The organism is Bacillus sp. MRMR6, assembly GCF_001940785.1.
Lineage (GTDB): Bacteria > Bacillota > Bacilli > Bacillales > Cytobacillaceae > Neobacillus.
In genome coordinates, this window is record NZ_MSLS01000030.1 from 37,492 (window position 1) to 61,218 (window position 23,727).

Sequence of the window (23,727 nt, forward strand, 5' to 3'; positions counted from 1 at the left end):
GGAGTCAAGCGCCTCTAAAATCAACAGTATCCATTAACACAGCCATATGAAAAAGGAAGCTCCTGGGAGTTTCCTTTTTCATTCAAGCACCAAAAAGTATTGAATTAGATTTGGAGGAATTGGGGTTATAGCATGGATGCGATATCCAATACTAAGTAACTGTGATAACGTTTCTGCACAATTTTGTTTTGGAGGTTCAATCGGTGCGTGGAAACTTTGATATAAGTATTGAAACTGATTATCAACTGTACAGTGAAGTAAGACAACATGTCTCCCAGTCCATGCTTGGCCAATCATCGGTTTTGGTTCATTTACAAGCCTATTTCTCAAGTTGATACACCCTCACAATTTGATACTTTAGAATATGTAGGAAGGCTCGTCGATTGTTCTGACAAAATGACTTTTAACATTAATCAGCTCTTTGTAGGGATCGAAATAATAAAAGTCGTTCCCTTCCCCTTTTCGCTCACTACTTTGATTTTTCCATTGATTTTATTAACTGTGCTATAGACCATAAGCATGCCAAGACCAGTTCCTTCATTTTTTGTAGAATAGTATGGTTTTCCCAGTTGTAAAACTTCCTCCTTTGTCATTCCAATTCCTGTATCTTTAATTTTTATTTGAATGGCTTTCTTCTGTTCTGAAACATCTATAAATAGTGTTCCGCCCTTTTCTTTCATTGCTTCAATAGCATTTTTATATAAATTTATTAAGCATTGTTGTATTTGATTTTTATCATACCTTATATTTAATGTGTTATGAAAATGAAATTGAACGTCAACTTGATGCATGTTTGCATAGGGTGTAATCATATTCTTTACATACTCTGTTTCAGCTTTAAGGTTGGAATAAATCATATTTTCGGATTGTGGCTTAGCATAAGCTAAGAAATCACTAACAATCTTTTCAGCCCGTTTTAACTCTAATAGTGAATACTCAATATACTTTTTATCCTCCTGGGAAAGAGCCTTTGATTCATTTAACAGTTGGAGAAACCCGCTTGTAACTGTTAGCGGATTCCTGATTTCATGAGAAACACTAGCTGACAAATCACTCATTATATTAAATCGCTCTGACTGTAATAACGACTCGCGTGTCTTGCTATTAGTAATGATTTGCTCTATTAATATGGTTATAATAGCCATTACCACAGCGTGAGTAGTCAGAGCATTAATTGCTAAAATCCAAAATTCAGTATTCAATACAGGAAAAAAAGTAGCTAGAACGGATAAATAGAGAATCATCGTTATAATAGAAGCGGTTACTGCACTCCAGATCCGAATCCTAGAACTTTGTTTTATAAACTTCTTGCTTACTAACAAAACTAATATGAAAACAACGGTAGAAAAAATAAAAGAGTGAAAGGTACCTTCCCCTCCAATCATGTAACGATAAATATTTAACACAATATATAACGGGAATGTGTACCTAAATCCTCCATAAAGGGCAACAACAAGGAAGGGAATATACCGTAAATCAAAAATAAACCCGATTTGCAGTTTTATCGGAAATGCCATACACAGAACCATTGAAAGAGAAGATAAGAGGACAAGTATGTAGCGGTTATAAGTATGGAATTTGTTTTCAAAAAAGATCAGGAAAATTAGAACAGGTAAAAGTAAGAAAAGAAAATTCAATAGTAATGATTCTAGCAAATTAAAAATCCCCTTGTTATACAGTAATCGTTCGAACATTATTTTACACTATCGATGTTGTATTTACCAAGAAAGGGGGACTTTCCGTGGGGGATAAGTCCCTTTGTCGGCTCTAGTTGTTTTTCTATACTATTAATTATCTACTAAACGAAGAACTGAGGCTTTTTAATGAGTGCATTCTTGCCGTAATAAGGAATAAATCCTCGTAGTTATTTTTCACGTATTCCTCAATGATTTCATACCCTTCTCGAAATTGATTGACCAAGTAATAGGTGTATTTACCGTCCCAATCAAACTGATTTATTCTGAGCAGTTCATCAGCTATAATTTGGAACTTAAAATCCTCTGTAATCAGCTTAATCTTATACAATTTATCTGTATTTATTCGAAAGCTATTTTTATTTTCATAGTTTTTTTGGACAAATTGGATGAAACCTTTTATACCTTCAGCCAGCATAATCGCTTTTTGCATCTCAAAGTTCATGTTTTCATCTCCTCAATAAATGGTCTAAAACATCATTAAGAAGATAATATGTTAAATGAAGTTATTCTAAAACCATGTCAACTGAGCTTAAACTTATATTTTTAATAAAAAGGAAAAATGAGAGGGCTCATTTAATTTGATTGATGCCCTCTCGAAAGCTTGGTATATTTCTTATTTATTTTTGTTATTATCTTTCTGAACTCCCGTAAATCCATCTAGCCCTTGTCTCTGCAATTCTTCTGCTACCATTCTAGCAAGTTCGGTGGCTCCTGCACGGTTCGGATGCAATGTATCTCCCTGTAAATAAAGGTTGAGGGTAGCTTCGGCTCCAATGGATGTAAAATATGCTGAACTCAGCACATTAAGATCAACTAACGGTACATTTTCCTCTTGAGCTAATGCAACAGTTGAATGCCTATACCATCTATTTTCCGAATTGTGTAATCCCTCAGAATTGAAGTCTGATCCGCGGCCCTGAGGCGTGGATAATATAACTGTTGCTCCTGAAGCTTTTACTTGTTGGATCATATCCCTCATATACTCTTTAAATTGCTCTTCAGTGGTTGTATTTTTTGGATTGGTATCATTAATTCCGAGCTGTAAGATAAAGTAGTCGCCTGGTTTAATATATTTTAAAATCGCTTCTAACTGTCCATCATCCTTAAAGCCTCTTGCTATTTGGCCGCCCGATGCCATATTTCTCACCTGAAAAATTTCCTCGTCAACAAATTTAGAAAATAATTGACCCCAGCCAGCCTGTATGCTGCTATCCAATGGATAATAATTTGCTACCGTCGAGTCTCCACCAATATAAATCGTCCTACTGGTCTCAGGATGGCGTGACAATTTATTGATTTCTAGAGCGCTTAACGTAAAGTTAGCACCAACTCTTCCTTCTGTGATAAGAAGATTTAATTGGCCATCCGTAATCGGAATTTGAAACGTATCTGTTGCATTATTTCCTGTCATATTGATAACCTGGAAAACACCTTCTGCCGCAACACTTGATCTGAACGTATTCCCTAAGGTGACCTTAATCTCGTAGAGACCATTAGGCAGGTCTACATCAAACGTATTAGAGCTTTTTGTACCAAACTCTAGAAATTGAACAGCATCACTTGCAGCTCCTGTTCCAGATGCAGGGACATTGATCATATTGTCGGGTGTATTAAATCCATATCTCTTTTTTTCGTCGTATTGATCAGTGGCACTTACACCAATAAAGCCCTTTTCCACCTTTCCACTCCCGAAATCAAATTTGTAATTACTAGGAGCAGCCTCTGCTGGTGATGGGACAAAACTGCCTATGATGGCAACCATCAACACCAAGATCGTAATCATTTTAACTACCGTATTTTTCTTCACTTTTACAGCCTCCCTATACGTATTGTAATACAATAAAATACTAGTAAAAACCCCTTTCCCCTCCTTTACTTGCTGTTCAGCCGATATTAATATGTAGGATTTTCACCTAACATAAATAGAAAGCGGTTACTTACTTCCTATCTTGATACATTATACTTTCAGAAAATTTTTCCAACATTAAGACATTTTTGAATAGTTTGGATGCTTTTGATTTTGTATTTTTTTGCATAAACAGTAACTTATTGGGTTTGGGTCTTTCTAACCTAGAAATTTCAATCTCTAGGATATTAGTTTGACTCCAGTTTTTGCGAAAGGTCCATTTATATAACGTTACAAAATCCATAGCTATTCATGCAAAATAGGCAAAAAAAAAGAAAGCATCATTTAATGCTTCCCTTCAAAAATATTGTTATATGGATAATGATCAAACAGTAACATTTTCTTCCTTTGAATCAATGACTTTATTTGGTGACTCTTTTATCGGTGCCGTTTCCTTGATCCCAAAGGTTAACAGGAAGAAAACAACGGCTGCTCCACTTGCCAGCCACAATGGTGTATATAAACTATACTTATCAGCTAGAATTCCTGCTACTACCGGTCCTAGAGTTCCCCCAATAATTTCCCCAGTAAGGATAATTACCGCTATTGATGTTGCAGCAAACATTCTCGGTACAGACTCGGATGGAATGATCGCAAGATAAAGCGGCTGACCGCCAAAACCTATTGCCAGCAAAAAGATAGAACCTGCTAACAATGCAAAATTTGTATGGAACATGGCAATCGCTAGCGGTAAAAAGATGGCTATAAAAGTTACTGGTGTGATCACGGCTTTTCGTCCTACCTTATCAGATAAATATGGGATCACTAACTGCCAGAAGAACATAGAGAGCCCAAATATGCCTAAAATAATTCCATACTGTGCTTCACTGTAGCCTGAAACGCCTGATAAAAAGAGAGGCATGAAACTAGTAAATACTAAAAGATACATCATATAAAAAACCGAGATTAACATACTGACCCATACATTACGAGTTTTAAAAACACTCTTATATTCTGAAAAGGTAGGTTTTTCCTGTTTCTCACCACTGTTACTAGCTGACTTCAGGATAGGCTCCTTCATATAAAACATTAAAATTATCGCAAGAATGACACCAGGAATCGCTAAGGCAAAAAAAGAATAGCGCCAATTGGTTGCAACAGCGATGCTAACGACTAAAACCGGTGCAATGGCATTTCCGAGCAACGGTGCAGAGCTTTGAATAAAGCCCATATTAAATCCCCGGCGTTTAGGTGTAGACTCAGCCATCATCGTGGATTGAACTAATGGGATAACAGGACCTTCCGATGCTCCCATCAAAAGTCTCACGAGGATTAGTGAGCCGAGTCCGCCAACTAGACCGGAAGTAAAGGTAGCTGCTGAGAAAATAAGGATAAAAATAATGAGTGTATTTTTCTTTTTGCCGATAAAATCTGATAAACTAGCGAATAGTAAGGTTGATAACCCCCAGGCAATCGATGTAGCCCCCACAATCATTCCCATTTGTGTGTTATTAAGACCTAACTCACCAGCAACAAAAGGAAATAAGTAGATAATACTGAGGCGATCCATAAAGACCAGCCCAAAAACCAAAAATAAGACAATTAAAATACCATTTTCGTAGCGAAAAAATGATTGTTTCGGTTGACTCACACCAAATACACCCCTTTAAAAATTTGAACCGCCTTTCTCTAGCCTGCACCATTTTTTTAACACTCTACTAATGTAAGCGGTTTCTTATAACTATTATAAGGAGGCATTCAGTTAAAAACGTTCACATTTTTGCCAAAATTAATATTGATTTTTATACTTTTCAGATAAAAGATCTTGCAGGTAAGAAAGAGCATCTTTTTCGTTATATTGATAGCTTTCAATACCTTTCTTCTCGTGCAGACGAGTAGTATAAGTCTGCTTTTGATGTTTTTTGCGATACTGATAAGGAGTTGTATGAAAAGTGTCTTTAAACATTTTGTGGAATGTATTTAGGTTCGAAAAACCAGACTCAATTGCAATCTGAATAACAGCCCAATCGGTCTCCATCAAATACCTGACTGCATGCTCCAGCCGCACTGCGTTCAAATACTTAATGAAAGGCTGTCCCATATGCTGCTGAAAATATCTAGATAAGTAAGGGACACTCAGTTGTTCATTTTCGGCTACCTCATTCAGCGTAATTGGATGCATATAATTTTGTTGAATATAATTGGTTATTCGAGTCAGTCGCTCAATATCTTTACCACTATTTCGGAGTATCATTTTTTGACTTTCAACTCTAAATGTGGAAATGAGTTGATAGACGATATCGAGCAGTAATGAATGAATTTTAATATCAAACCCTGCCTCTTTTTTTCGTTGCATTAATATTAACTGAACTATTAATGAGCGGATCACATTGAACTTTTTTTGTTCTTCATTCAAAAAAGAATGACAATGAAAGACTTCGTTTTCAATGTTCGAGTAATATCTCTTTATAAATGAAATCGGAATTTGGAGCATTAATATGACATTATCTTCGCTAGATTCAACACCGTGAACTTCATTGCTATTAATTAACAGTAAATCATTCGTTTTTAAGGTGTGCTCTTCTTTCCCGACAAAAACTTGAATCTGGCCTCTTAATACAAATAAAAACTCAATACGATCATGCCAGTGCATGGTTACATATTTTACACTTGTCATTAACATGAACATTGGAACATCTTCTTTTATCACAACACTTTCATATGGATATTTCATAGACACCTCCGAGTTACCTTTTTTAATAAATGTTGGCTGTGTTAATGTACAGTGTTGATTTTTACGAAATCCGCTCCCTTTCCGCGGGCGTTCCGGGGAGCCTCCTCGGCGCTAAAGCGCCTGAGGGGTCTCCCCAGACCCGTAATCCCGCAGGACATTGAATAAGCTTCCTCGAATCTGCCCACGCACGAAGAAAATGCGATAGCATTTTCGAGGAGTCTCGCAGATTTCGCAAAAATCGTTCAATATCAACATTCATCTTTAACACAGACTAAATGTTAAAAAAGGAAGGGATTCCTTCCTTCCTTTGGTTTACTTAGTGATGGATTGATAGTTTATAGAGGGAAGTTGTAACGGTAAGCCAACATAGTTCTCTGCTAAGTTTGCTGCTGCATTTCTTGATGAAGTGACATTTTCGAGTTCTGTCAGCTGAATTCCATATTCAAATGGACTGTGTTTTTCATTACGATGCAGCATAGTAGTCATCCACCAGGAAAACCTTTGTGCTTTCCATACCCTTTTCAAGCAAATGGCTGAATAGTTTTCTAGTGTAGCTTGTTGTCCTGAATCGTAAAACTCTCGAATACCATGACTTAAAACTTGAATGTCAGCAACTGCTAAGTTCAATCCCTTCGCTCCTGTTGGTGGCACGATATGTGCAGCATCCCCAGCTAGAAAGAGCCGGCCATATTGCATCGTTTCACAAACAAAGCTCCTCATTGATACAATATTCTTTTGAATAATGGGGCCTTCCTTCAGAACCCATCCGTCCATATCTACTCTAGCATGAAGTTCTGCCCAGATTCGTTCATCAGACCAATTTGCTATATCATCATGCGGGTCAACTTGAAGATAGTGTCTTTGGATACTTGGGGTTCGTGTACTTAGCAAGGCGAACCCCCTCTTATGATGGGCATAAATCAATTCCGGGTTAACCTGCGGTGTCTCGGCAAGAATACCAAGCCAGCCAAAAGGATAAATTTGTTGTTTTTCGATTCTTTTGTTTTTTGGGATTGCCTGGCGGCTAGGTCCGTGGAAACCGTCACAGCCTGCAATAAAGTCACAGTCGATCAACTGAACTTCACCCAATTCATTTTTAAACTTAATTTTTGGATGTGTCGTTTCGATTTCTAATAATTCAACATCAGAAACGTTGAAGAAAATGGAAGCATTCGCTTGCAGACGTGCGGCTACCAAATCTTTTATGACTTCATGCTGAGGATAAACCATAATTCGTTTTCCTCCGGTCAATTCCGGAAAATCAATACGGTGTCTGCTTCCATTGAATTGCAGTTCAACACCTTCGTGTACATGTCCTTCTCGCATCATTCTTTCCCCGACACCAGTTGCATTTAAAATATCAACAGTCCCTTGCTCTAATACTCCTGCCCGAATCGTCCCCTCAATCTCCTGCCGAGAACGGGATTCTAGAATGATAGAGTCGATCCCTTGCAAATGTAATAGATGTGACAGCATAAGACCTGCAGGACCGGCACCAATAATTCCTACTTGAGTGCGCACCTTAGATACCAACTCCTTACTAGATTTTACTTAACATACTCACTTTTCACATCAGCTTTTAAGTGAGTTACCCTGCTTTTTTCAAACGTAATTAGGGCATTCCAGCTCCCTGAAGACTGGCCCTCTGCAAGATAAGTTGGTTCACTGCCTTCTTCAATCATTGTAAATAGCATAGCGAGATGACGGCCGCCTGATTCGACTCTTGCCATTCTTGCATATTCAGGCAGCATGGCATATGCTGCTTTATAGTCTTTTGTCATAACATATTCTATAAATTGTTTATCCAAGGCATGCTCCGATACGGTTGGCTTATTATGTCTGCCTCGTACTAGATTATGGGATAGGGCACCACTCGAGATAAAGACTACTTTTTTATCACTTTCTCGCAATACCTTACTAATTTCTTGTCCCCATTTATACGTTTCTTCTAAACTAGCCGCCAATGTAACCGATAAGTTAATAACTGGGATATCCTCATTCGGTACAAGATAGCGTAAAGGTACCACCGTGCCATAATCCCAAATATAATAGGGATCATTTACTCCTTGCACTTGGAGATTTGCTTCTTCCCCAGCTTTAACCAGTTGATTTGCCAGTTCTTCGTCCCCAGGATAATGATAAAGAACATCCTTAATTAAATCAGGTGCTTCAAACGCGGTAAGTATCCCCTTATGTTCTGCCGTACAATCTACATAATGGAAGAAAGTAGACGGCCAATGACAGGATACTAAGACGATCACATCTGGTTTTATCTCTTTTATTTGTTTTGCTATTTTTTTCATTTCAGCTGCCATGTCCTGCTGGAATTCAGGTACTTGATCCTCATGGCATAGGCTTGGGACATGAGGAACTAACATAGATAATTCAATTGTCATATGATCCTCCTTGTTTTTTATTAGTAACCGCTTACAAGATAACCTTATCGGATTCGGGACATCGAAACTTAACTATGTGACCGACTTTTAATCGGTCACATTGATCTAACGGACATTACCTTTTCGAAACAGGAACCCCTGCAATCCCCCAATGAGTTTTCGGAATCTCTGTTACAATAACTCTAATACTCTCTTTAGGAGCACCCAGGGTTTCTGAAACAGTGTTAGTAATATTATAGATTACTTCTTCTACTTTTTCCTTTGGTCTTCCTTCTAAAATTTGCACATTTATTATTGGCATCTTAAAATGCTCCTTTTTAAAAGTGTTAATCGGTTACGGTAAAAGTTACTTCCCCTAGCCCGTCAAACTTACCGCTAACAATATCACCATATTTCAACTGAACGGCACTTGTAATCCCGCCAGTTAAGATTACATCGCCTTTACGTACCTTTTCTCCTTTTCTAGCAAGCATATTGGCAAGCATGGCGATAGAATGTGCAGGGTGGCCAAGGACGGCAGCTCCAGCACCTAATTCTTTTATTTCTCCATTAATCGAAAGCGTCGCCCCAACTAAATCCAGTTCAAATTGATCCGGTTTTTTAAGCGTTGTTCCAAATACTACTCTTGCGGTGCTCGCATTATCAGCAATTACATCCGGTAATGTAAACTGGAAGTTCTCATAACGACTATCTATAATTTCTAATGCAGGTAAAACATACTCCGTTTTTGCTAACACTTGTGCACCGGTTACACCAGGACCTTCTATATCTTCTCCGATCACAAAAGCAACTTCCGCTTCCACTTTGGGATGAATTAATTCATGTAATGGAACCTTACCGCCATTTTCAATGATCATATAATCAAACACATAGCCATAAATCGGTTCTTCGATTCCCATTTGTTTCATTTTTGCCTGACTCGTTAATCCCATTTTTGGTCCAACAATTCTTCTTCCTTCATTTAATTTCAGGTTAACAATTTCCTGTTGAACTAGGTAGGCTTCTTCAACCGATAAATCAGGCTTTAAGTCTACCGTTACCTTTGCAACCTCGCGTTTCTCTACTTCTGCTGCGACTAAATAATTGGCGATTTCCTTATATCGACTCAATTCCCTCTACCTCCTTAGGCACGAACACTTTGCTTTTTTTTAGAAAGTTCAGCAGCAACATCAAAAATCATATCCTCTTGTCCGCCAACAATCTTTTGTCTGCCAAGCTCGATTAAAATATCTCTTGAATCAATTCCGAATTGAGTGGCAGCTCTCCTAGCATGCAATAAAAAGCTAGAGTAAACTCCTGCATAACCTAGGACAAGACCATCTCTGGTAATTTCTTGTGGCTTTTCTAAAATAGGAGCCACTAGTTCTTCCGCGATATCCATCATCTTAAATACATCAATTCCCGTTTTAATTCCTAGCTTTTCTAAAACAGCGACTAATACCTCTGTTTGTGTATTTCCAGCACCGGCTCCTAGACAGCGAATACTCCCGTCGATTCTCGTTGCCCCTTCTTCAATCGCAGCTAAGCTGTTCGCCATCGCTAACGAAAGATTATTATGAGCGTGGAAACCGACATTCACACCAATGCTATTCTTTAATGCATGAATTCTCTCTTTTACTTGATGCGGTAACAGTGCCCCGGCAGAATCGACCACATACACAGTATCTGCCCCGTAGCTTTCCATCAGCTTTGCTTGCTCTACCAATTTGGACGTTGGCGCCATATGGGACATCATTAAAAATCCAACTGTTTCAAGACCAAGCTCTTTTGCCATCGCAATATGCTGGGGTGCTACATCTGCTTCCGTTACATGTGTAGCAATACGAGCCATTTTAGCCCCTAGATTGGCAGCCTGCTTTAAATCATGAACCGTCCCGATTCCAGGTAACAGCAAAACAGCGATTTTAGCATTTTTGACAACAGATGCAGCTGCTTCGATCAGTTTCATTTCATCTGTTAACGATAATCCATATTGTAAAGAAGAACCGCCTAGTCCATCCCCATGGGAAACTTCAATAACTGGAACATTTGCTTCGTCTAATGCCTTGGCAACATTCGTTACTTGTTCAACCGTAAACTGATGTCCAATTGCATGACTGCCATCACGCAAGGCAACTTCAGTTATATAAATTTCTCTTTCATTACTCACTACACTCAACTCCTTACCTCAACGGAGATTTTATGTTTCGCCCATTCTTCCGCTACTTTCACCGATGCAGCTGTCATGATATCCAAGTTTCCGGAATACTTAGGCAAATAATCGCCAGCACCTTCCACTTCAATAAACACCGTTACCCGATTGCCATCGAAAATTGGTTCTTGTCTTAACCGGTAGCCTGGAACATACGTTTGAACCTGCTTCTCCATTTCTTTAATAGAAGCCGTAATTTCTTCTGCCTTAACCTCTTCTCCTTCGACAAGGACATGAATGGTATCTCGCATCATAATTGGCGGCTCTGCTGGATTTAAGACGATAATCGCTTTTCCTTTTTTGGCACCGCCAATTTTTTCAATTCCACGTGCAGTCGTTTGTGTGAACTCATCAATATTTGCTCTTGTCCCTGGTCCTGCACTTTTGCTAGAAATGGTTGCCACTATTTCCGCATATTCGACAGGCTGAACCCGATGAATCGCATGAACGATGGGGATCGTTGCCTGGCCACCACAGGTTATTAAATTAATATTTTCCGCATTTACATGTTCCTCAATATTTACCGGCGGGACGACTAAAGGCCCGACTGCTGCAGGTGTTAAATCAAGCACCTGTTTTCCGGCTTCTTTTAATAGTTTTGCGTGTCTAATATGTGCTTTTGCACTTGTGGCATCAAAAACTATATCTGCAAGCTCTGGTCTCTCTAAAAAACCTTGTATTCCGGTATCAATTGTCTCATAACCTAGCTCTCTGGCTTTCTGTAAACCTTCTGAAGCTGGATCTATTCCAATTACAGTTGTTAATTCTAGAACTTCCGATCTGCCTAGTTTTAACATGAGATCTGTACCGATGTTTCCCGAACCCAATATCGCTACCTTTACTTTCGTCAAAAGTTTTCCCCTCACTTCCTTAATATAATTAAAATCGTACACTTACTTGACCGATATGTGCGAATCTTGCGGTAAAAGTATCCCCTTTGTTGGCTGCTTCTGCTGCTGACAATGCTCCTGAGAGAATGACTTCTCCTGCCTTCAGAGAAATATCAAATTCCGCTAGCTTATTGGCTAACCAGGCAACGCAATTGGCCGGATTTCCTAGTGCTGCTGCCCCTACACCCGTGTTGACTAGCTCACCATTTTTCGTTAACACCATACCTACTAATTCAAGGTCGATATCTTCAATTTTTGCAGGCTTGCCGCCAAGAACGTAAAATCCTGATGAGGCATTGTCTGCTACCGTATCTGCCAAAGTAATCTTCCAATCTTTCACTCTGCTATCAACGATTTCAAGTGCAGGTACAATATAGTCTGTTGCTTGAAGGACATCAATTGCAGTTACATTTGGTCCTCGTAATTCCTTTTTTAAAATAAAGGCAATTTCTGCTTCTACTTTTGGTTGAAGGACGTGCTCAATCGAGATATGACCTCCGTTTTCGACCACCATTCCATCCAGCAAATGTCCATAATCAGGCTCATTCACACCAAGTAATCTCTGCATGGCTAGTGAAGTTAAACCAATCTTTTTCCCTACAATCGTTTGACCTTCAGCTACTTTTCGCTGAATATTTTCAAGCTGAATAGAATAAGCTTCTTTTATCGTTAGTTCTGGCTCAACAGATGAGAGAGGAGAAATGCCTATACGAGTGGTTTCTGCATCAGCCAATTGTTCTGCAAACTGTTTTATTTTATTGGTCATCGGTATACTCCTTTATAGTTTAATGGTGATATTAGATAATTCAGAGTAGAAATCAATGCTATGCATTCCACCCGTTCTGCCAATTCCGCTATTTTTCATTCCACCGAACGGTGTACGAAGATCACGTAAGAACCAAGTATTTACCCAGATAATGCCGGCTTCAATTTGGTGTGCAACTCGGTGAGCACGTCTTAGGTCATTGGTCCAAATCGTTGCGCTTAATCCGTAGTGGGTATCATTCGCTTGCATAATTACTTCTTCTTCCATATCAAATGGCATAACCGTTACAACCGGTCCAAATATTTCTTCCCGGACACAACGAGAATTACGATCCACTCCAGTAATAATGGTAGGTTCTAAATAGTAACCCTTATCCATTCCCTCAGGGCGTTTTCCACCTGTCAGAATGACTGCGCCTTCATTTTTTGCGATGTCTATATAGCTGTTTACACGGTCGTAATGTTCCTTGCTGATTAAGGCCCCAACCTTTGTATCCTCATTTTCTGGTTTTCCAACCTTTAAGGTTTTTACCTTCTCTGTAAATTTATTTAAGAACTCCTCATATGCCGGACGCTCCACATAGATCCGTGAGCCGCAAAGACACACTTCACCTTGATTAATAAAACTAGATTTGATGGATGTTTCCACCACTTCATCAAGATCTGAATCAGCAAAGATTATATTCGGATTTTTACCGCCCAATTCAAAAGACAGCTTTTTTAACGAACTTGATGCCGCTTTCATAATCGCAGAGCCTGTTCCCGGTTCACCGATAAAGGAAATCGCATCAATATCAGGATGTTCTGATATTGCTCCTCCAGCAGAATTTGGTCCGAAACCATGAATTAGATTTACCACACCATCCGGTACTCCGGCTTCCTTACAAATTTCCATTAATACGGTTGCTGTCATCGGTGTCCATTCCGCAGGTTTGATGACTGCTGTATTTCCCATTGCTAAGCAAGGAGCTAGTTTCCAGGTAAGTAATAGTAATGGTAGATTCCACGGTTTAATAATGCCGACAACACCAACTGGGCGGCGATAGGAGTAATGGATAGCCTGATCATCTTGCTGGTTTGCATCAGTATTAACTGAAATCATATAATCAGCAAAAAAGTGGAAGTTATAAGCAGCCCGTGGGATATCAATACTATTAGCTAACCAAAACGGTTTCCCGGTATCTAACGATTCCAAACGGGCTAATTCTTCTTGTCTTTCAAGGATTAAATCACCAATTCGGCGAATTACTTTTGAACGCTCTGTTGTCGTCATCTTTTTCCATTTACCATTTAAGGCTCTGCGTGCTGCTCGAACCGCATAGTCGACTTCTTCCTTACCACCCTCCGCTACTGTCCCCAAAACCTCTTCAGTTGCTGGGTTAATATTCTCGAATGTTTTTTTGTTTTGTGACTCCACAAATTGGCCATTAATGAAATGCAAACAATTGATTGCCTTTACTCTAGTTTCCACAGTCATCATCTTGTTCCTCCTAAATGTTCGTTAATTAGAAGATATCCCCTTTTGATTGCGTATACAACATCCTTGTTTCACATAGTGAAACAATTAAAAATAATTTTAATTTTATAAAAATTTCTTTCTATTTCTTTTTTCATCTGTTATATTGACCACTATAGAGCAACATCGTTTTCAATAATGAAACTACAGGGCAAAGGAGGAATGATAATTTGGAAACAAAAAACCAGGAAGAGCATTATCTTTCATCCTTAAAAAATGCACTGCGAATTTTAAATAGTTTTTCAATGGATGAACCTGAAAAGAAAATTAGTGAAATTTCTTCATCGCTTGGACTAAATAAAAGTACTGTCAGCAGAACGATGGCAACGCTTGCAAGTGAAGGTTTTGTTTATAAAGATCCTGAAACGAAGAAATACCGCTTAGGTCTTTCCATTCTTACTCTCAGCGGCGTCGTCAATAGTTCAATGGATATCCACCGAGAATCACAGCCAATCTTAAACAGGCTGGTTGAGACTCTTGGTGAAACCGCTCACATTTCTGTACTGGATCATTTAGACGTGATTTACCTTCATAAAGTAGATTGCAACCATCCTGTGCGATTTCTAACGCATGTTGGGAGAAGAAATCCAGCCTATTGCACAAGTTCAGGCAAAGTATTACTTGCTTTCTCCAATGATGATGTCGTTGATAGAGTGATTGAAAAAGGTCTAAACAAATACTGCAAAAATACCATTACAGACCCAAAAATTCTGCGTGCACACTTACGTGAAGTGAAGGAAAATGGTTACGCTTCTAGTGTTGAGGAGATTTTAGATGGAGTAACCTCAATCGCTGCACCGATTTTTGATTATCGAGGGAATGTGATCTCAGCCTTATCTGTTGTCGGACCAAAACAAAGATTACAATCTCATAAGATTCAAGCCATTGCTAAAAAAGTAATCAGTGCTGCTTTAGAGGTTTCTACTAGATTGGGCTACAGAAAACGATAGAGTTATTTTTTAAGAGGAGCGATGTTAGATGCATGATTTTCATACACATTTTATCCCGCCAGATGTTTTAACCTGGCTAAAGGATCACCAGAACCTCGTAAACGCCAAATGGATCAATAAAGAAGGTGGGAAAGATCCGTTTTTAGTTATTAATGAAAAATGGGGATTTGAGCTAAAGAAAGCCTTTGTTGACGGTGATTTTTATCTTACTGAACAAGAAAAGGCTGGTGTGGCCCATTCAGTTATCTCACCCATCCCTCAACTTTTCCTATATGATTTTCGTGAAGAAATAACTACCGATTTGTCTACTGTTTACAATCGTGCGTTAGCAGAATGGACCAAGAAAACACCTCAGAAACTATCCGCATTAGGGACTGTCCCTCTTACCAACCCAGAAAAAGCTGCACAAGTTCTATCTGAAGCCATGAATCTAGGATTAAAAGGAGTCATCATTGGTCCAGGAATATCCGGTCACATGTTATCTGATGAATTCTTCACACCATTTTTCGAAGAAGCCAATCGCTTAAAGGCCATTGTGTTTATTCACCCGTTATTGTGTGAAGACCCACGGTTAAAGCGAAGAATGATGCCTAATTTAATTGGCGTCCCTTGGGAAACAACTGTTTGTGCAACGGATATACTATTGAGTGGAATGATTGATCAATATCCAGAGGTCAAAATATTATTTGCACATGGCGGAGGCTTCCTCCCATATCAAATTGGAAGACTCGATAAAGGGTATGAACAATGGGGGCTTGTTTCTTCAAAACTAAAAGGTAAACCATCAGAATACCTTAAACGATTTTGGTATGATAATGTCTTGTGGAACGCTGAAAGTATTCAGTTTCTCACAAAAACGGTAGGAGAAGACAGAGTTGTTCCAGGCTCAGATTATCCTTTTGACCTTTCGGTATGGCCGCCAGAAGATTCTAATTTAAAAGGTTCAGCCTCATTACTAGGTTAAATTCAAAACAAGAAAAGCAGCTGTCCATTATTATGGGATAGCTGCTTATTTATAAAAAGTGTTTTTTCTACTTTACTACATAGGCCAAAATAAATAAGCCCAAACAGGGCTCTTCCAAAGGTTAAAAGTGAGCTTTTTGTGATAGCAGTCTTAGTTTCTGGTTCCTAGTTAATTTTCTCCAGATTTTTACCTTAAATACCATAATATTGCCCTCCTAAAGAGCTGCGCGATTGGAGCACCACTAAAAAATCCTATTTGGAAGACCACGATGTTACAAACTTTTCTCCCTTTCGCTAGTTCCTTTTATATTTTTTAAAAAGATTAAGTTTTTTTCATTGTATCAAACATAGAAATTATAGAAAATAGTAACAAAACGACACAATCAATCCCCAATCTACATAATTCATTGAAAAATTCAAACAAAAATGAAAGCGTATACATAATAAGACCAGAATACACTCATTTAATGTCGAAATATCAATTAAAAATTTTGAAAAAATATGTCATAATTGTGAACGACCTAGTGACATTATTAGTGACTTTATGCATGATTATAAAAAATATCCACTAGTATTTAAAAACCACTAATCATTATATTAAAGGACAAACATAAAATTGAGTAAAAACCTCTTTTTTCGAAAGGATTCTACTCATGATTTTGTACAAGTCTAAAGTAACTGCTTCGATGTATGCTTTGATCTCAATTAGTTTCTGGGGTGTTTCCTTTGTATCGGCCAAGGCTGTCCTAGGAAAGCTTGATCCTTATTCGCTGCTCGTTTTTCGTTTTGGGATCGGGGTTCTTTTTTTGCTGCTTTTAATCCTGCTGCAGCGTCACCGGCTATTTATCTCTTTGAGATTTTTCCCCCATTTGCTCATTCTTGGTACACTTGGAGTATTTGTTCATCAGGTATTACAGGCTACTGCTCTGTTGACGATTAATGCATCTTCTGCCGGCTGGCTTATATCGTTATCTCCAGTCTTTACGGTTATCTTATCGATTCTTTTCCTGCATGAAAAGATGAGCTTAACAAGGGCTATCGGAATGTCGCTGGCGATTATCGGGGTGTTGTTAGTCACTTCAACAAGAAGTGGACAATCATTACACTTTGCCTTGAACCTAGGCTTCCTGTTAATGGTATTGAGCACATTAAATTGGGCTGTTTATTCAGTGCTTTTAAAGAGCCTAAAAATCCCTTACTCCCCTATTGTTGTAACGTTTTATATGAGTTTAATCGGATTAATCCTCACCATCCCTTTTATTATTCGAAACAGAGGATGGGAAAGACTTTCACTTTTGAACGAGACAGAGTGGGCCCACTTGATATTTCTCGGTGTCTTTGTTTCAGGCATTGCTTACTGGTACTGGGGGAAGGCATTAGAAGTTTTAGAGGCTTCAAAGGTTTCTATGTTTCTATACCTGGAACCGATCGCAACATTAATTGCTGCCGTTTTGCTTTTACATGAAAAAGTTTTATTCATAAGTGTTGCCGGAGGAATCATAATTATAATGGGAGTGGTCATTGTTAACGGTCAGCTTGTACCTATGTTGTTCAGCAACGATAGAAATAAACGACAATAGGAGTGAAGCAGTATGACTTTGACGCGTAAGATAAGCAAAGTTTTAGATATTTTAAAAAATCCCTCTAAAGCTGAATTGAAGGATGCTCTATTACAACTAAATCTAACCGTCGATGAACTTGCCGACTTGCCAGAACCAACTGACGGAAAGCCCTACAATCGAAAGCTGCTGTATAAAAATAATGATGTTGAGATGCTCGTAATGAATTGGTCAGACTTAGAGTGTGCTCCACATGATCACGGCAGTTCCCACGGCTGGATACAAGTTCTCTCCGGGACCTCAATCAATTCGGTTTATGAAGTAAGCGAGGATGGGTTGCCAACTCAATTGTTTCACCAATATCAACATCAGGGGAAAACCTTTTATGCCCCCAAAAAGGCCGTTCATAAAATGAAGGCTCTCAATAACACTGATATGGTTACACTCCATCTATATTCCCCTCCCATTTCAGGCATGATGGTTTATGACTTAGAAAAATGTGCTGCCTGCATTGTTTCAAATGATTGTGGTGCATGGTGGCCGGATGAGCAGTATCAAAAGGTAAAAGAGATACAGTTAAAGAGGAATGACCATAATCATTAATACACATTGGCGGATGTGTGTTTTTTTTGGTTTGAAACTTTATTTTTTCGCCATAATGGTAACATGCAGGATCAATTCTCAAGGTTCTCATATATAAATATAATTATTTAAGAGGTGATTGTATGTCAGTACAACGGACGTTTATTATGGTCAAGCCAGATGGAGTAAAACGAGGATTAGTTGGCGAGATTGTCAGACGCTTTGAGCAAAAAGGATTTACTTTGTTACATGCACAGTTGATGACCATTGACCGCACTAAAGCAGAATATCATTACATCGAACATAAAGAAAAGCCATTTTTCGGTGAATTAGTGGATTTCATTACATCGGCCCCATCTTTTGCAATGGTCTGGGAAGGTGAAAATATCATTGAGGTTTCTCGTCTGATGATTGGAAAGACAAGTCCTTCGGAAGCATTGCCTGGGACGATCCGTGGTGATTTTGCTTTTTCAAAAGAAGAAAATGTCATCCATGGGTCGGACTCTCTTTTGAGTGCTGAACGAGAAATTGAAAACTTCTTTGGTCTATTAAAAAGACGAAACCTAAACGATGAGTTTCCATTTGAGGATCGCAAATCTGTTTAATCCTTTTCGTAGCATAGAAGTGTTAAAAGCAAAACCTAAGGGCACCGTTCTCAATGAACGGTGCCCTTAGCATTATTGTGTGGTGTTTGGAAATATAGGCTATGCATTAAAGTTTATAATTTTAGCATTCACTTTATTCCTATAGTCAGTTATGAGTGATTCATCAATCCCTCGTTTACTTAATTCTTCTTTTAATAATAAGGTAATAAATGCATCCCTTTAGATTGTATTCTATCGCTTTCTGATATGCTTCTAGTAATGATTTCGTGCTAAGCTTATTCAATTTGTTTTACTCCACTTCCTATGATTTTGCTTCCCCGGACAAAATAAGAAGCTGACTAATTAATGGCTACTAGTCAGCTTTTCTTCTAAGACAAGATGGGAAAATCTTCTATTCTATTATTTTTATAAGATCTTTGAATAAATTTAGGTTGTAAGTGGCTTTGCCACTTGAAATTGCATCGCCAATCGCACAGCTATCCATCCCCCCTGCTTTAGCAGCCTCTAACCCTGCTACCGCATCTTCCACTATAAGACAACGTTGGGGTTGTTCATTTAAATATTCAGCAGCTTTTAGAAAAACTTCTGGATCTGGTTTTGAATTTTTTATATTATTACCGTCAGAGATGGCATCAAAAAAGGTCCCCAGCCCTATTTGATGTAAAATGTATTTAGCATTTTTACTGGATGAACCAATGGCCAATTTAAAGCCTCTGCTTCTCAAATCTACTAGAGTATTTTTTACTTCTAGGCTTAAATCACTTTCAGACATATTCTCTAATAATTTTTTGTAAATATTGTTTTTTTCATCTGCATACTTGGCTTTTTCTTCTTCTGACATCTTACCATCATATCTTTCTAGTATGATATTAAGACTTTCCATCCTGCTTATTCCACGTAACTGGTTGTTAATCATTTCATCAAAATAAATGTTTAATTTGTTCGCGATCGCTTTCCATGCTTGATAATGATTTTGATCTGTATGACAAATGACTCCGTCTAAATCAAAAATAATGGCTTTATATTTCATTTATCTTTCCTCCAAATGTAAATTGGGTGAATACGCGATTCACCCAGTTAACTAATTAATTAATATTTGGTATCTTCCCTGCCACAAAATGCATCAACCGGGCTCACGCCTTTAAAATCGGAACGACCCATTAATTTATCAATCAAACTCTCAAGAACAAATTCATTGTTTGTGTAACCATTGACATAAGCCTGTACCATAGGGACATCCAATAAATGATATGGGTTTGCTAGACTAATGAAAACAGTTGGTATTTCGGATGTAAACCAGGGTGTGTCATCACCCATACCTGCAAGGCCTTTCCAATTTATCCTTATAACGGTGTTGTTACTTGACGTTTCAAAATTGGCTACATAAATGGCTAAATCATACTTACTTGTAAAATCGGAGACTCTTGCTCCAATTTCCTGCATGACTTCTAGTGTTCGAAGGTCGCGTTTCCCTGCCATGAATGCTTCCGCGTCTATATTGAAATCCCTATTTCGCAGATGTACATCAAAACCTTCCTCCTCAAGCATTGACTTGAATTTTGTACGTAATGGAGAATTTAGGTCATCATTTGCATCAAGTACATTCAAATAAACCTTTTTATACTTATTTTTGATAAAAGGCAATATAATGTTATTGTTTTTTACAAGTGTAATCCCCTTATCAGCACATTCTTTTGCCCATTCAACGTGCCTTTCATTTTTTAAAATGGACAATGCTTCTTCAGCTGGAACTAGAGTATTTAAAACCTGCTTCTCATGGAGTTTTAATGCAGCTTTAGTTGCTAGGATTCTAGTAACAGCTTCATCTAACCGTTCATCGGTAATGATTCCTTTATGATATCCCTTGAACATGAATTCAATATCTTCTTCCATGTTTTTTGTAAATAGGAACATATCACATCCTATAGCAATGGATGTCGGAACCGCCTCTTCACGTTTCATTCCGGTTGTATACCCAAGCATCTGCGTGGCATCCGTAATTACGAGTCCGTTAAAACCTAGCTTATTTCTAAGAAGTCCAGTTACAAGCTCCTTGGATAGTGTTGCTGGTATTGGTTTGTCATTTAATTCAGGGTTTATTTTTTTTGCATAGGCAGGCAGCGCGATATGTCCTACCATAACGGTTTGGGCACCGTAGTCAATTAATTCTTGATACACTTGACCAAACGTATTGTCCCATTCTTCCACGGATAAGGTGTTAACACTTGTTAGCAAATGTTGATCCCTTTCATCGACACCATCACCTGGAAAGTGCTTGATACTGACTGCAATTCCTTCCTCTTTGGCTGCATCCATATAACCCTTCGCCATCTTTATGACGCGTTCAGGACTATCTCCAAATGTCCTTAGGTTTGTAATCGGGTTTCTAAAGTTCATGTCGATATCCACCACTGGAGCAAAAGACCAATTACAGCCTACTGCAGCTCCTTCACTGCATGAAATCTTGCCTAATGCATAGCCTAACTCAACATCGTCAGTAGCCGCGACCTGAAGTGGTTTCGCAAAATTTGTCCCTTCTAAAACAATCCCTGTTCCACCGGCCTCAAGATTTGCTGCAACCAATAAAGGAATTTTTGATGAGTTTTGTAAGGTTCGATGTGCTTCTTGAACTGTTTTTCCATCTGATGGACGATACATAATTCCACCAATGCCTACACTCTGTGTTAGCATTTGTAGAACGTTTTTATCAGTAGAAAATCCCGGCAGACAAAACAATTGACCGATTTTTTCCTTTACCGTCATTCTTTTTAATGTATTTTCAACCCAATCAATACTATTAACATCTAGATTAAATGGATTTGCTCTTAGATTAACCAGTGACTTTTCTTTAAAATTTACCAAAATGAGAGCCTCCTCTGATCATACTCCACCTATTTTTCATTAAATCGTTAAGTCTTACTTCCTTCACTAACTGTTTATGAAACTATATCAATAATAAGGTTTTTTAATATTATTTTATGGTATTTTTGTACCTTTTTTTGTGATTATGTACTAGAGAACAAAAAATCGTATCCCCAAAGACCAATGGGGAAGTCAAATAACTTTTTTACAAAAGAATACCCGACAGGCTAATTCTGTCGGGTAAAAATATATTATATTTTAAATCATTTGTTCCATTGCATTTTGTTCAATTGTTAAGCTTAGATCTGTGATCTCAAAAAATTTCTTAATAGCTAAAGCACATGCACCCATTACACACGCATTTGATCCAAGTTCAGATATCATTAACTGTTTAAAATCACTAACTGAGGATTTTAGATTTGCTTTAATTTTATCCTCTGCTTCTGGAAACAGTTTTAATAGTGCACTATTTAACACCACTGTGTCGGGATTTAGCAAGTTAATGATATTATTTAAACCGATGCTGATAACATGAATATACTCTTCCATCTGCGTCAAAACGATTGAGTCTCTAGCAATAATGAGGTTTTTTATATCTTTATATGTCATTTTAGAAAGGTTTAGCTTTTCAGCTAATTGTTTAAAGAAGCTGACTTCAGATGCATAAAGCTCCCAGCAACCTGAATTACCACAATTACATAGTTTTCCATTGGGATTGATGATCATATGACCAATTTCACCTGCGTAACCCTGATAGCCTTTTACCAGCTCGCCATTAATCAAAATACCAAGACCTATCCCAGAATACATATTAATACTGATTAAGTTCTCACTTCCATGACAATTCAATACTTTTTCAGCAAATGCACATAAATTCGCATTATTTTCTACATAAACTACTAAACCTAATTTTTTCTCAATATCCCGCCTTAGGTCCTTGTTATACCATTTAAACTGTGGAACAAAACCAATGATTTCGTCCTTCTTAACCGTTCCATGAATTCCAATGACCACACCGACAATCCCCAATCGACTATGGGAGTAACCTTCCTGATACTCTTTAATTTGCTTTATTAAAAATTGAAGGACCTCTTCATAATTCGAACTTTCTAACTCCATTTGTTCAGACTGAACCGGCTGCCCCATCATATCAGTTATAGTAAATGTAATTTTTCCATAGTCAAGATCAATCCCTAGTGCACAACCAGCATCGGGATTAAGAGAAAGCATAATCGGCTTTCTTCCAACATTGTGATACTCCTGATTGGTTTCGACAATCAACTCATCCGCTATCAATTCTGCTACTTGTGTAGAAATAGTTGCCTTTGTTAATTTGGTTATAGTTGATAAATCAGATCTTGAGATCATCCCATGTTCGATAATTTTGCTTATAATTAAGCTTCTATTAATCTTCTTCAAATAAGTGGAAACACCAATTTCCATAGACTCACCCTTGCTTACTTTGTAATCTTTACCAACTCACGGTTAACCTGTTTATTACCTTTGTATTTAATAACTGATATGGTAGTCAAGGTGGGTTAGTGTTTTCTTGGTTCATCCGTTTACATTTTAAGCTTAACTCCTAACAAAATATCTGTATGGTAGTATAGTATATTTTTTTGTATTTTAAGGTACACATTAGGAAATTTTAGATTAGAGGCTTTTCAAAACTTTCCTAATAAAAAGGAATCACTATTTGTGATTCCTCAGGCTGTCGAGAAACTTTCGACAGCCTCTTATTTTTATGCAAATATTTTAACGATTCACCGCGTTAATTTGTTATAATTTTATTATAAAAGGCTTTGAAATATGTCTGTTGAATTGCGCTCCAGGCACTTCGCTTTCCGCGGGCGGTCGGTGAGCCTCCTCGTCACTTGCGCTCCTGCGGGGTCTCACCCTGACCTTCTAGTCCCGCAGGAGTCTACGTGCCTTCCACGCAATTCAACAGAGTTTAAATCTATAGTGTACAGCTCTCTACATAATTAAAAATTAAATAATAAGTGGTGAAATATATGTTTAAACCAAAAGTATCAACCCAAAATGAATTTGAATTTGTAACTATTGATGACTTGGTTCCTGACAATCACCTTCTCCGTTTAATTGATAAACATATTGATTTTTCTTTTCTTCTTGAAAAGGTACGCCCCTATTATAGTGATGATAATGGACGC

24 protein-coding genes are annotated in these 23,727 nt (G+C 38.0%); 6 read left to right on the forward strand and 18 right to left on the reverse strand.

What is annotated here, in order from left to right; genetic code table 11:
* Nucleotides 1-78: 78 nt before the first annotated feature.
* From BTR25_RS21035 to BTR25_RS21100, 14 genes are all read right to left on the reverse strand, one after another.
* A complete protein-coding gene (locus BTR25_RS21035; protein WP_254842764.1) occupies nt 79-330 on the reverse strand; it encodes a hypothetical protein in 252 nt (83 codons plus the stop codon).
* An 83-nt stretch (nt 331-413) separates the two neighbouring features.
* A complete protein-coding gene (locus BTR25_RS21040) occupies nt 414-1,655 on the reverse strand; it encodes an ATP-binding protein (protein ID WP_075689986.1) in 1,242 nt (413 codons plus the stop codon).
* 136 nt (nt 1,656-1,791) lie between these two features.
* Nucleotides 1,792-2,139, reverse strand: a complete 348-nt coding sequence (locus BTR25_RS21045) for a hypothetical protein (RefSeq protein ID WP_075689987.1) — start codon at nt 2,137-2,139, stop codon at nt 1,792-1,794.
* Between the two features lie 171 nt (nt 2,140-2,310).
* A complete protein-coding gene (locus BTR25_RS21050; RefSeq protein WP_254842766.1) occupies nt 2,311-3,459 on the reverse strand; it encodes a rhamnogalacturonan acetylesterase in 1,149 nt (382 codons plus the stop codon).
* Between the two features lie 469 nt (nt 3,460-3,928).
* On the reverse strand, nt 3,929-5,194 hold the full coding sequence (locus BTR25_RS21055; protein WP_075689988.1) for an MFS transporter: 1,266 nt from the start codon (nt 5,192-5,194) through the stop codon (nt 3,929-3,931).
* A 138-nt stretch (nt 5,195-5,332) separates the two neighbouring features.
* A complete protein-coding gene (locus BTR25_RS21060; protein ID WP_075689989.1) occupies nt 5,333-6,277 on the reverse strand; it encodes an AraC family transcriptional regulator in 945 nt (314 codons plus the stop codon).
* A 312-nt stretch (nt 6,278-6,589) separates the two neighbouring features.
* Nucleotides 6,590-7,798, reverse strand: a complete 1,209-nt coding sequence (locus BTR25_RS21065; RefSeq protein WP_075689990.1) for a 4-hydroxybenzoate 3-monooxygenase — start codon at nt 7,796-7,798, stop codon at nt 6,590-6,592.
* A gap of 26 nt (nt 7,799-7,824) precedes the next feature.
* Nucleotides 7,825-8,673, reverse strand: coding sequence for a DODA-type extradiol aromatic ring-opening family dioxygenase (locus BTR25_RS21070; RefSeq protein WP_075689991.1), 849 nt, complete (start codon nt 8,671-8,673; stop codon nt 7,825-7,827).
* Between the two features lie 115 nt (nt 8,674-8,788).
* A complete protein-coding gene (locus BTR25_RS21075; protein ID WP_075689992.1) occupies nt 8,789-8,974 on the reverse strand; it encodes a 4-oxalocrotonate tautomerase in 186 nt (61 codons plus the stop codon).
* 25 nt (nt 8,975-8,999) lie between these two features.
* Entirely contained in the window at nt 9,000-9,782 is a 783-nt protein-coding gene (locus tag BTR25_RS21080; protein WP_075689993.1) for a 2-keto-4-pentenoate hydratase, read from the reverse strand.
* 14 nt (nt 9,783-9,796) lie between these two features.
* Complete coding sequence (dmpG, locus tag BTR25_RS21085) at nt 9,797-10,822, reverse strand: 4-hydroxy-2-oxovalerate aldolase (RefSeq protein WP_075689994.1); 1,026 nt, start codon at nt 10,820-10,822, stop codon at nt 9,797-9,799.
* Between the two features lie 5 nt (nt 10,823-10,827).
* Nucleotides 10,828-11,715: an acetaldehyde dehydrogenase (acetylating) gene (locus BTR25_RS21090; protein ID WP_075689995.1), complete on the reverse strand. Its 888-nt coding sequence runs from the start codon at nt 11,713-11,715 to the stop codon at nt 10,828-10,830.
* 28 nt (nt 11,716-11,743) lie between these two features.
* Nucleotides 11,744-12,520: a 2-keto-4-pentenoate hydratase gene (locus BTR25_RS21095; RefSeq protein WP_075689996.1), complete on the reverse strand. Its 777-nt coding sequence runs from the start codon at nt 12,518-12,520 to the stop codon at nt 11,744-11,746.
* A 12-nt stretch (nt 12,521-12,532) separates the two neighbouring features.
* On the reverse strand, nt 12,533-13,996 hold the full coding sequence (locus tag BTR25_RS21100; protein ID WP_075690011.1) for an aldehyde dehydrogenase: 1,464 nt from the start codon (nt 13,994-13,996) through the stop codon (nt 12,533-12,535).
* A 209-nt stretch (nt 13,997-14,205) separates the two neighbouring features.
* Here BTR25_RS21100 and BTR25_RS21105 point away from each other — a divergent pair, with 209 nt between their 5' ends.
* The 5 genes from BTR25_RS21105 (at nt 14,206) to ndk (ending at nt 18,694) form a co-directional block, all read left to right on the forward strand.
* On the forward strand, nt 14,206-14,985 hold the full coding sequence (locus BTR25_RS21105) for an IclR family transcriptional regulator (RefSeq protein WP_075689997.1): 780 nt from the start codon (nt 14,206-14,208) through the stop codon (nt 14,983-14,985).
* Between the two features lie 28 nt (nt 14,986-15,013).
* Entirely contained in the window at nt 15,014-15,949 is a 936-nt protein-coding gene (locus BTR25_RS21110) for an amidohydrolase family protein (RefSeq protein WP_075689998.1), read from the forward strand.
* Nucleotides 15,950-16,601: 652 nt separating this feature from the next.
* Nucleotides 16,602-17,528: a DMT family transporter gene (locus BTR25_RS21115; protein WP_075689999.1), complete on the forward strand. Its 927-nt coding sequence runs from the start codon at nt 16,602-16,604 to the stop codon at nt 17,526-17,528.
* Between the two features lie 12 nt (nt 17,529-17,540).
* Nucleotides 17,541-18,110, forward strand: coding sequence for a cysteine dioxygenase (locus BTR25_RS21120; RefSeq protein ID WP_075690000.1), 570 nt, complete (start codon nt 17,541-17,543; stop codon nt 18,108-18,110).
* A gap of 122 nt (nt 18,111-18,232) precedes the next feature.
* A complete protein-coding gene (gene ndk / locus BTR25_RS21125) occupies nt 18,233-18,694 on the forward strand; it encodes a nucleoside-diphosphate kinase (RefSeq protein WP_075690001.1) in 462 nt (153 codons plus the stop codon).
* Between the two features lie 175 nt (nt 18,695-18,869).
* On the opposite strand, the gene sda is transcribed toward ndk, so the two are convergent.
* From sda to BTR25_RS21140, 4 genes are all read right to left on the reverse strand, one after another.
* Nucleotides 18,870-18,977, reverse strand: coding sequence for a sporulation histidine kinase inhibitor Sda (gene sda / locus BTR25_RS28785; protein ID WP_483295277.1), 108 nt, complete (start codon nt 18,975-18,977; stop codon nt 18,870-18,872).
* A 108-nt stretch (nt 18,978-19,085) separates the two neighbouring features.
* Nucleotides 19,086-19,724: a beta-phosphoglucomutase gene (gene pgmB, locus BTR25_RS21130; RefSeq protein WP_075690002.1), complete on the reverse strand. Its 639-nt coding sequence runs from the start codon at nt 19,722-19,724 to the stop codon at nt 19,086-19,088.
* A 59-nt stretch (nt 19,725-19,783) separates the two neighbouring features.
* On the reverse strand, nt 19,784-21,556 hold the full coding sequence (locus tag BTR25_RS21135; protein WP_254842765.1) for a glycoside hydrolase family 3 protein: 1,773 nt from the start codon (nt 21,554-21,556) through the stop codon (nt 19,784-19,786).
* A 258-nt stretch (nt 21,557-21,814) separates the two neighbouring features.
* Nucleotides 21,815-22,999: an ROK family transcriptional regulator gene (locus BTR25_RS21140; protein WP_075690003.1), complete on the reverse strand. Its 1,185-nt coding sequence runs from the start codon at nt 22,997-22,999 to the stop codon at nt 21,815-21,817.
* A 569-nt stretch (nt 23,000-23,568) separates the two neighbouring features.
* Here BTR25_RS21140 and BTR25_RS27225 point away from each other — a divergent pair.
* A partial coding sequence (locus BTR25_RS27225) for a transposase (protein WP_483295278.1) occupies nt 23,569-23,727 on the forward strand: 159 nt, incomplete at its 3' end.

What these genes read in the sequence shown, in the direction of transcription:
- BTR25_RS21060 (WP_075689989.1), bottom strand. Translation starts at nt 6,277, where the DNA reads ATGAAATATCCATATGAAAGTGTTGTGATAAAAGAAGATGTTCCAATG.
- BTR25_RS21100 (WP_075690011.1), bottom strand. Translation starts at nt 13,996, where the DNA reads ATGACTGTGGAAACTAGAGTAAAGGCAATCAATTGTTTGCATTTCATT.
- BTR25_RS21120 (WP_075690000.1), top strand. Translation starts at nt 17,541, where the DNA reads ATGACTTTGACGCGTAAGATAAGCAAAGTTTTAGATATTTTAAAAAAT.
- BTR25_RS21045 (WP_075689987.1), bottom strand. Translation starts at nt 2,139, where the DNA reads ATGAACTTTGAGATGCAAAAAGCGATTATGCTGGCTGAAGGTATAAAA.
- BTR25_RS21140 (WP_075690003.1), bottom strand. Translation starts at nt 22,999, where the DNA reads ATGGAAATTGGTGTTTCCACTTATTTGAAGAAGATTAATAGAAGCTTA.
- BTR25_RS21050 (WP_254842766.1), bottom strand. Translation starts at nt 3,459, where the DNA reads ATGGTTGCCATCATAGGCAGTTTTGTCCCATCACCAGCAGAGGCTGCT.
- BTR25_RS21075 (WP_075689992.1), bottom strand. Translation starts at nt 8,974, where the DNA reads ATGCCAATAATAAATGTGCAAATTTTAGAAGGAAGACCAAAGGAAAAA.
- BTR25_RS21115 (WP_075689999.1), top strand. Translation starts at nt 16,602, where the DNA reads ATGATTTTGTACAAGTCTAAAGTAACTGCTTCGATGTATGCTTTGATC.
- BTR25_RS21095 (WP_075689996.1), bottom strand. Translation starts at nt 12,520, where the DNA reads ATGACCAATAAAATAAAACAGTTTGCAGAACAATTGGCTGATGCAGAA.
- ndk (WP_075690001.1), top strand. Translation starts at nt 18,233, where the DNA reads ATGTCAGTACAACGGACGTTTATTATGGTCAAGCCAGATGGAGTAAAA.
- pgmB (WP_075690002.1), bottom strand. Translation starts at nt 19,724, where the DNA reads ATGAAATATAAAGCCATTATTTTTGATTTAGACGGAGTCATTTGTCAT.
- BTR25_RS21110 (WP_075689998.1), top strand. Translation starts at nt 15,014, where the DNA reads ATGCATGATTTTCATACACATTTTATCCCGCCAGATGTTTTAACCTGG.
- BTR25_RS21070 (WP_075689991.1), bottom strand. Translation starts at nt 8,673, where the DNA reads ATGACAATTGAATTATCTATGTTAGTTCCTCATGTCCCAAGCCTATGC.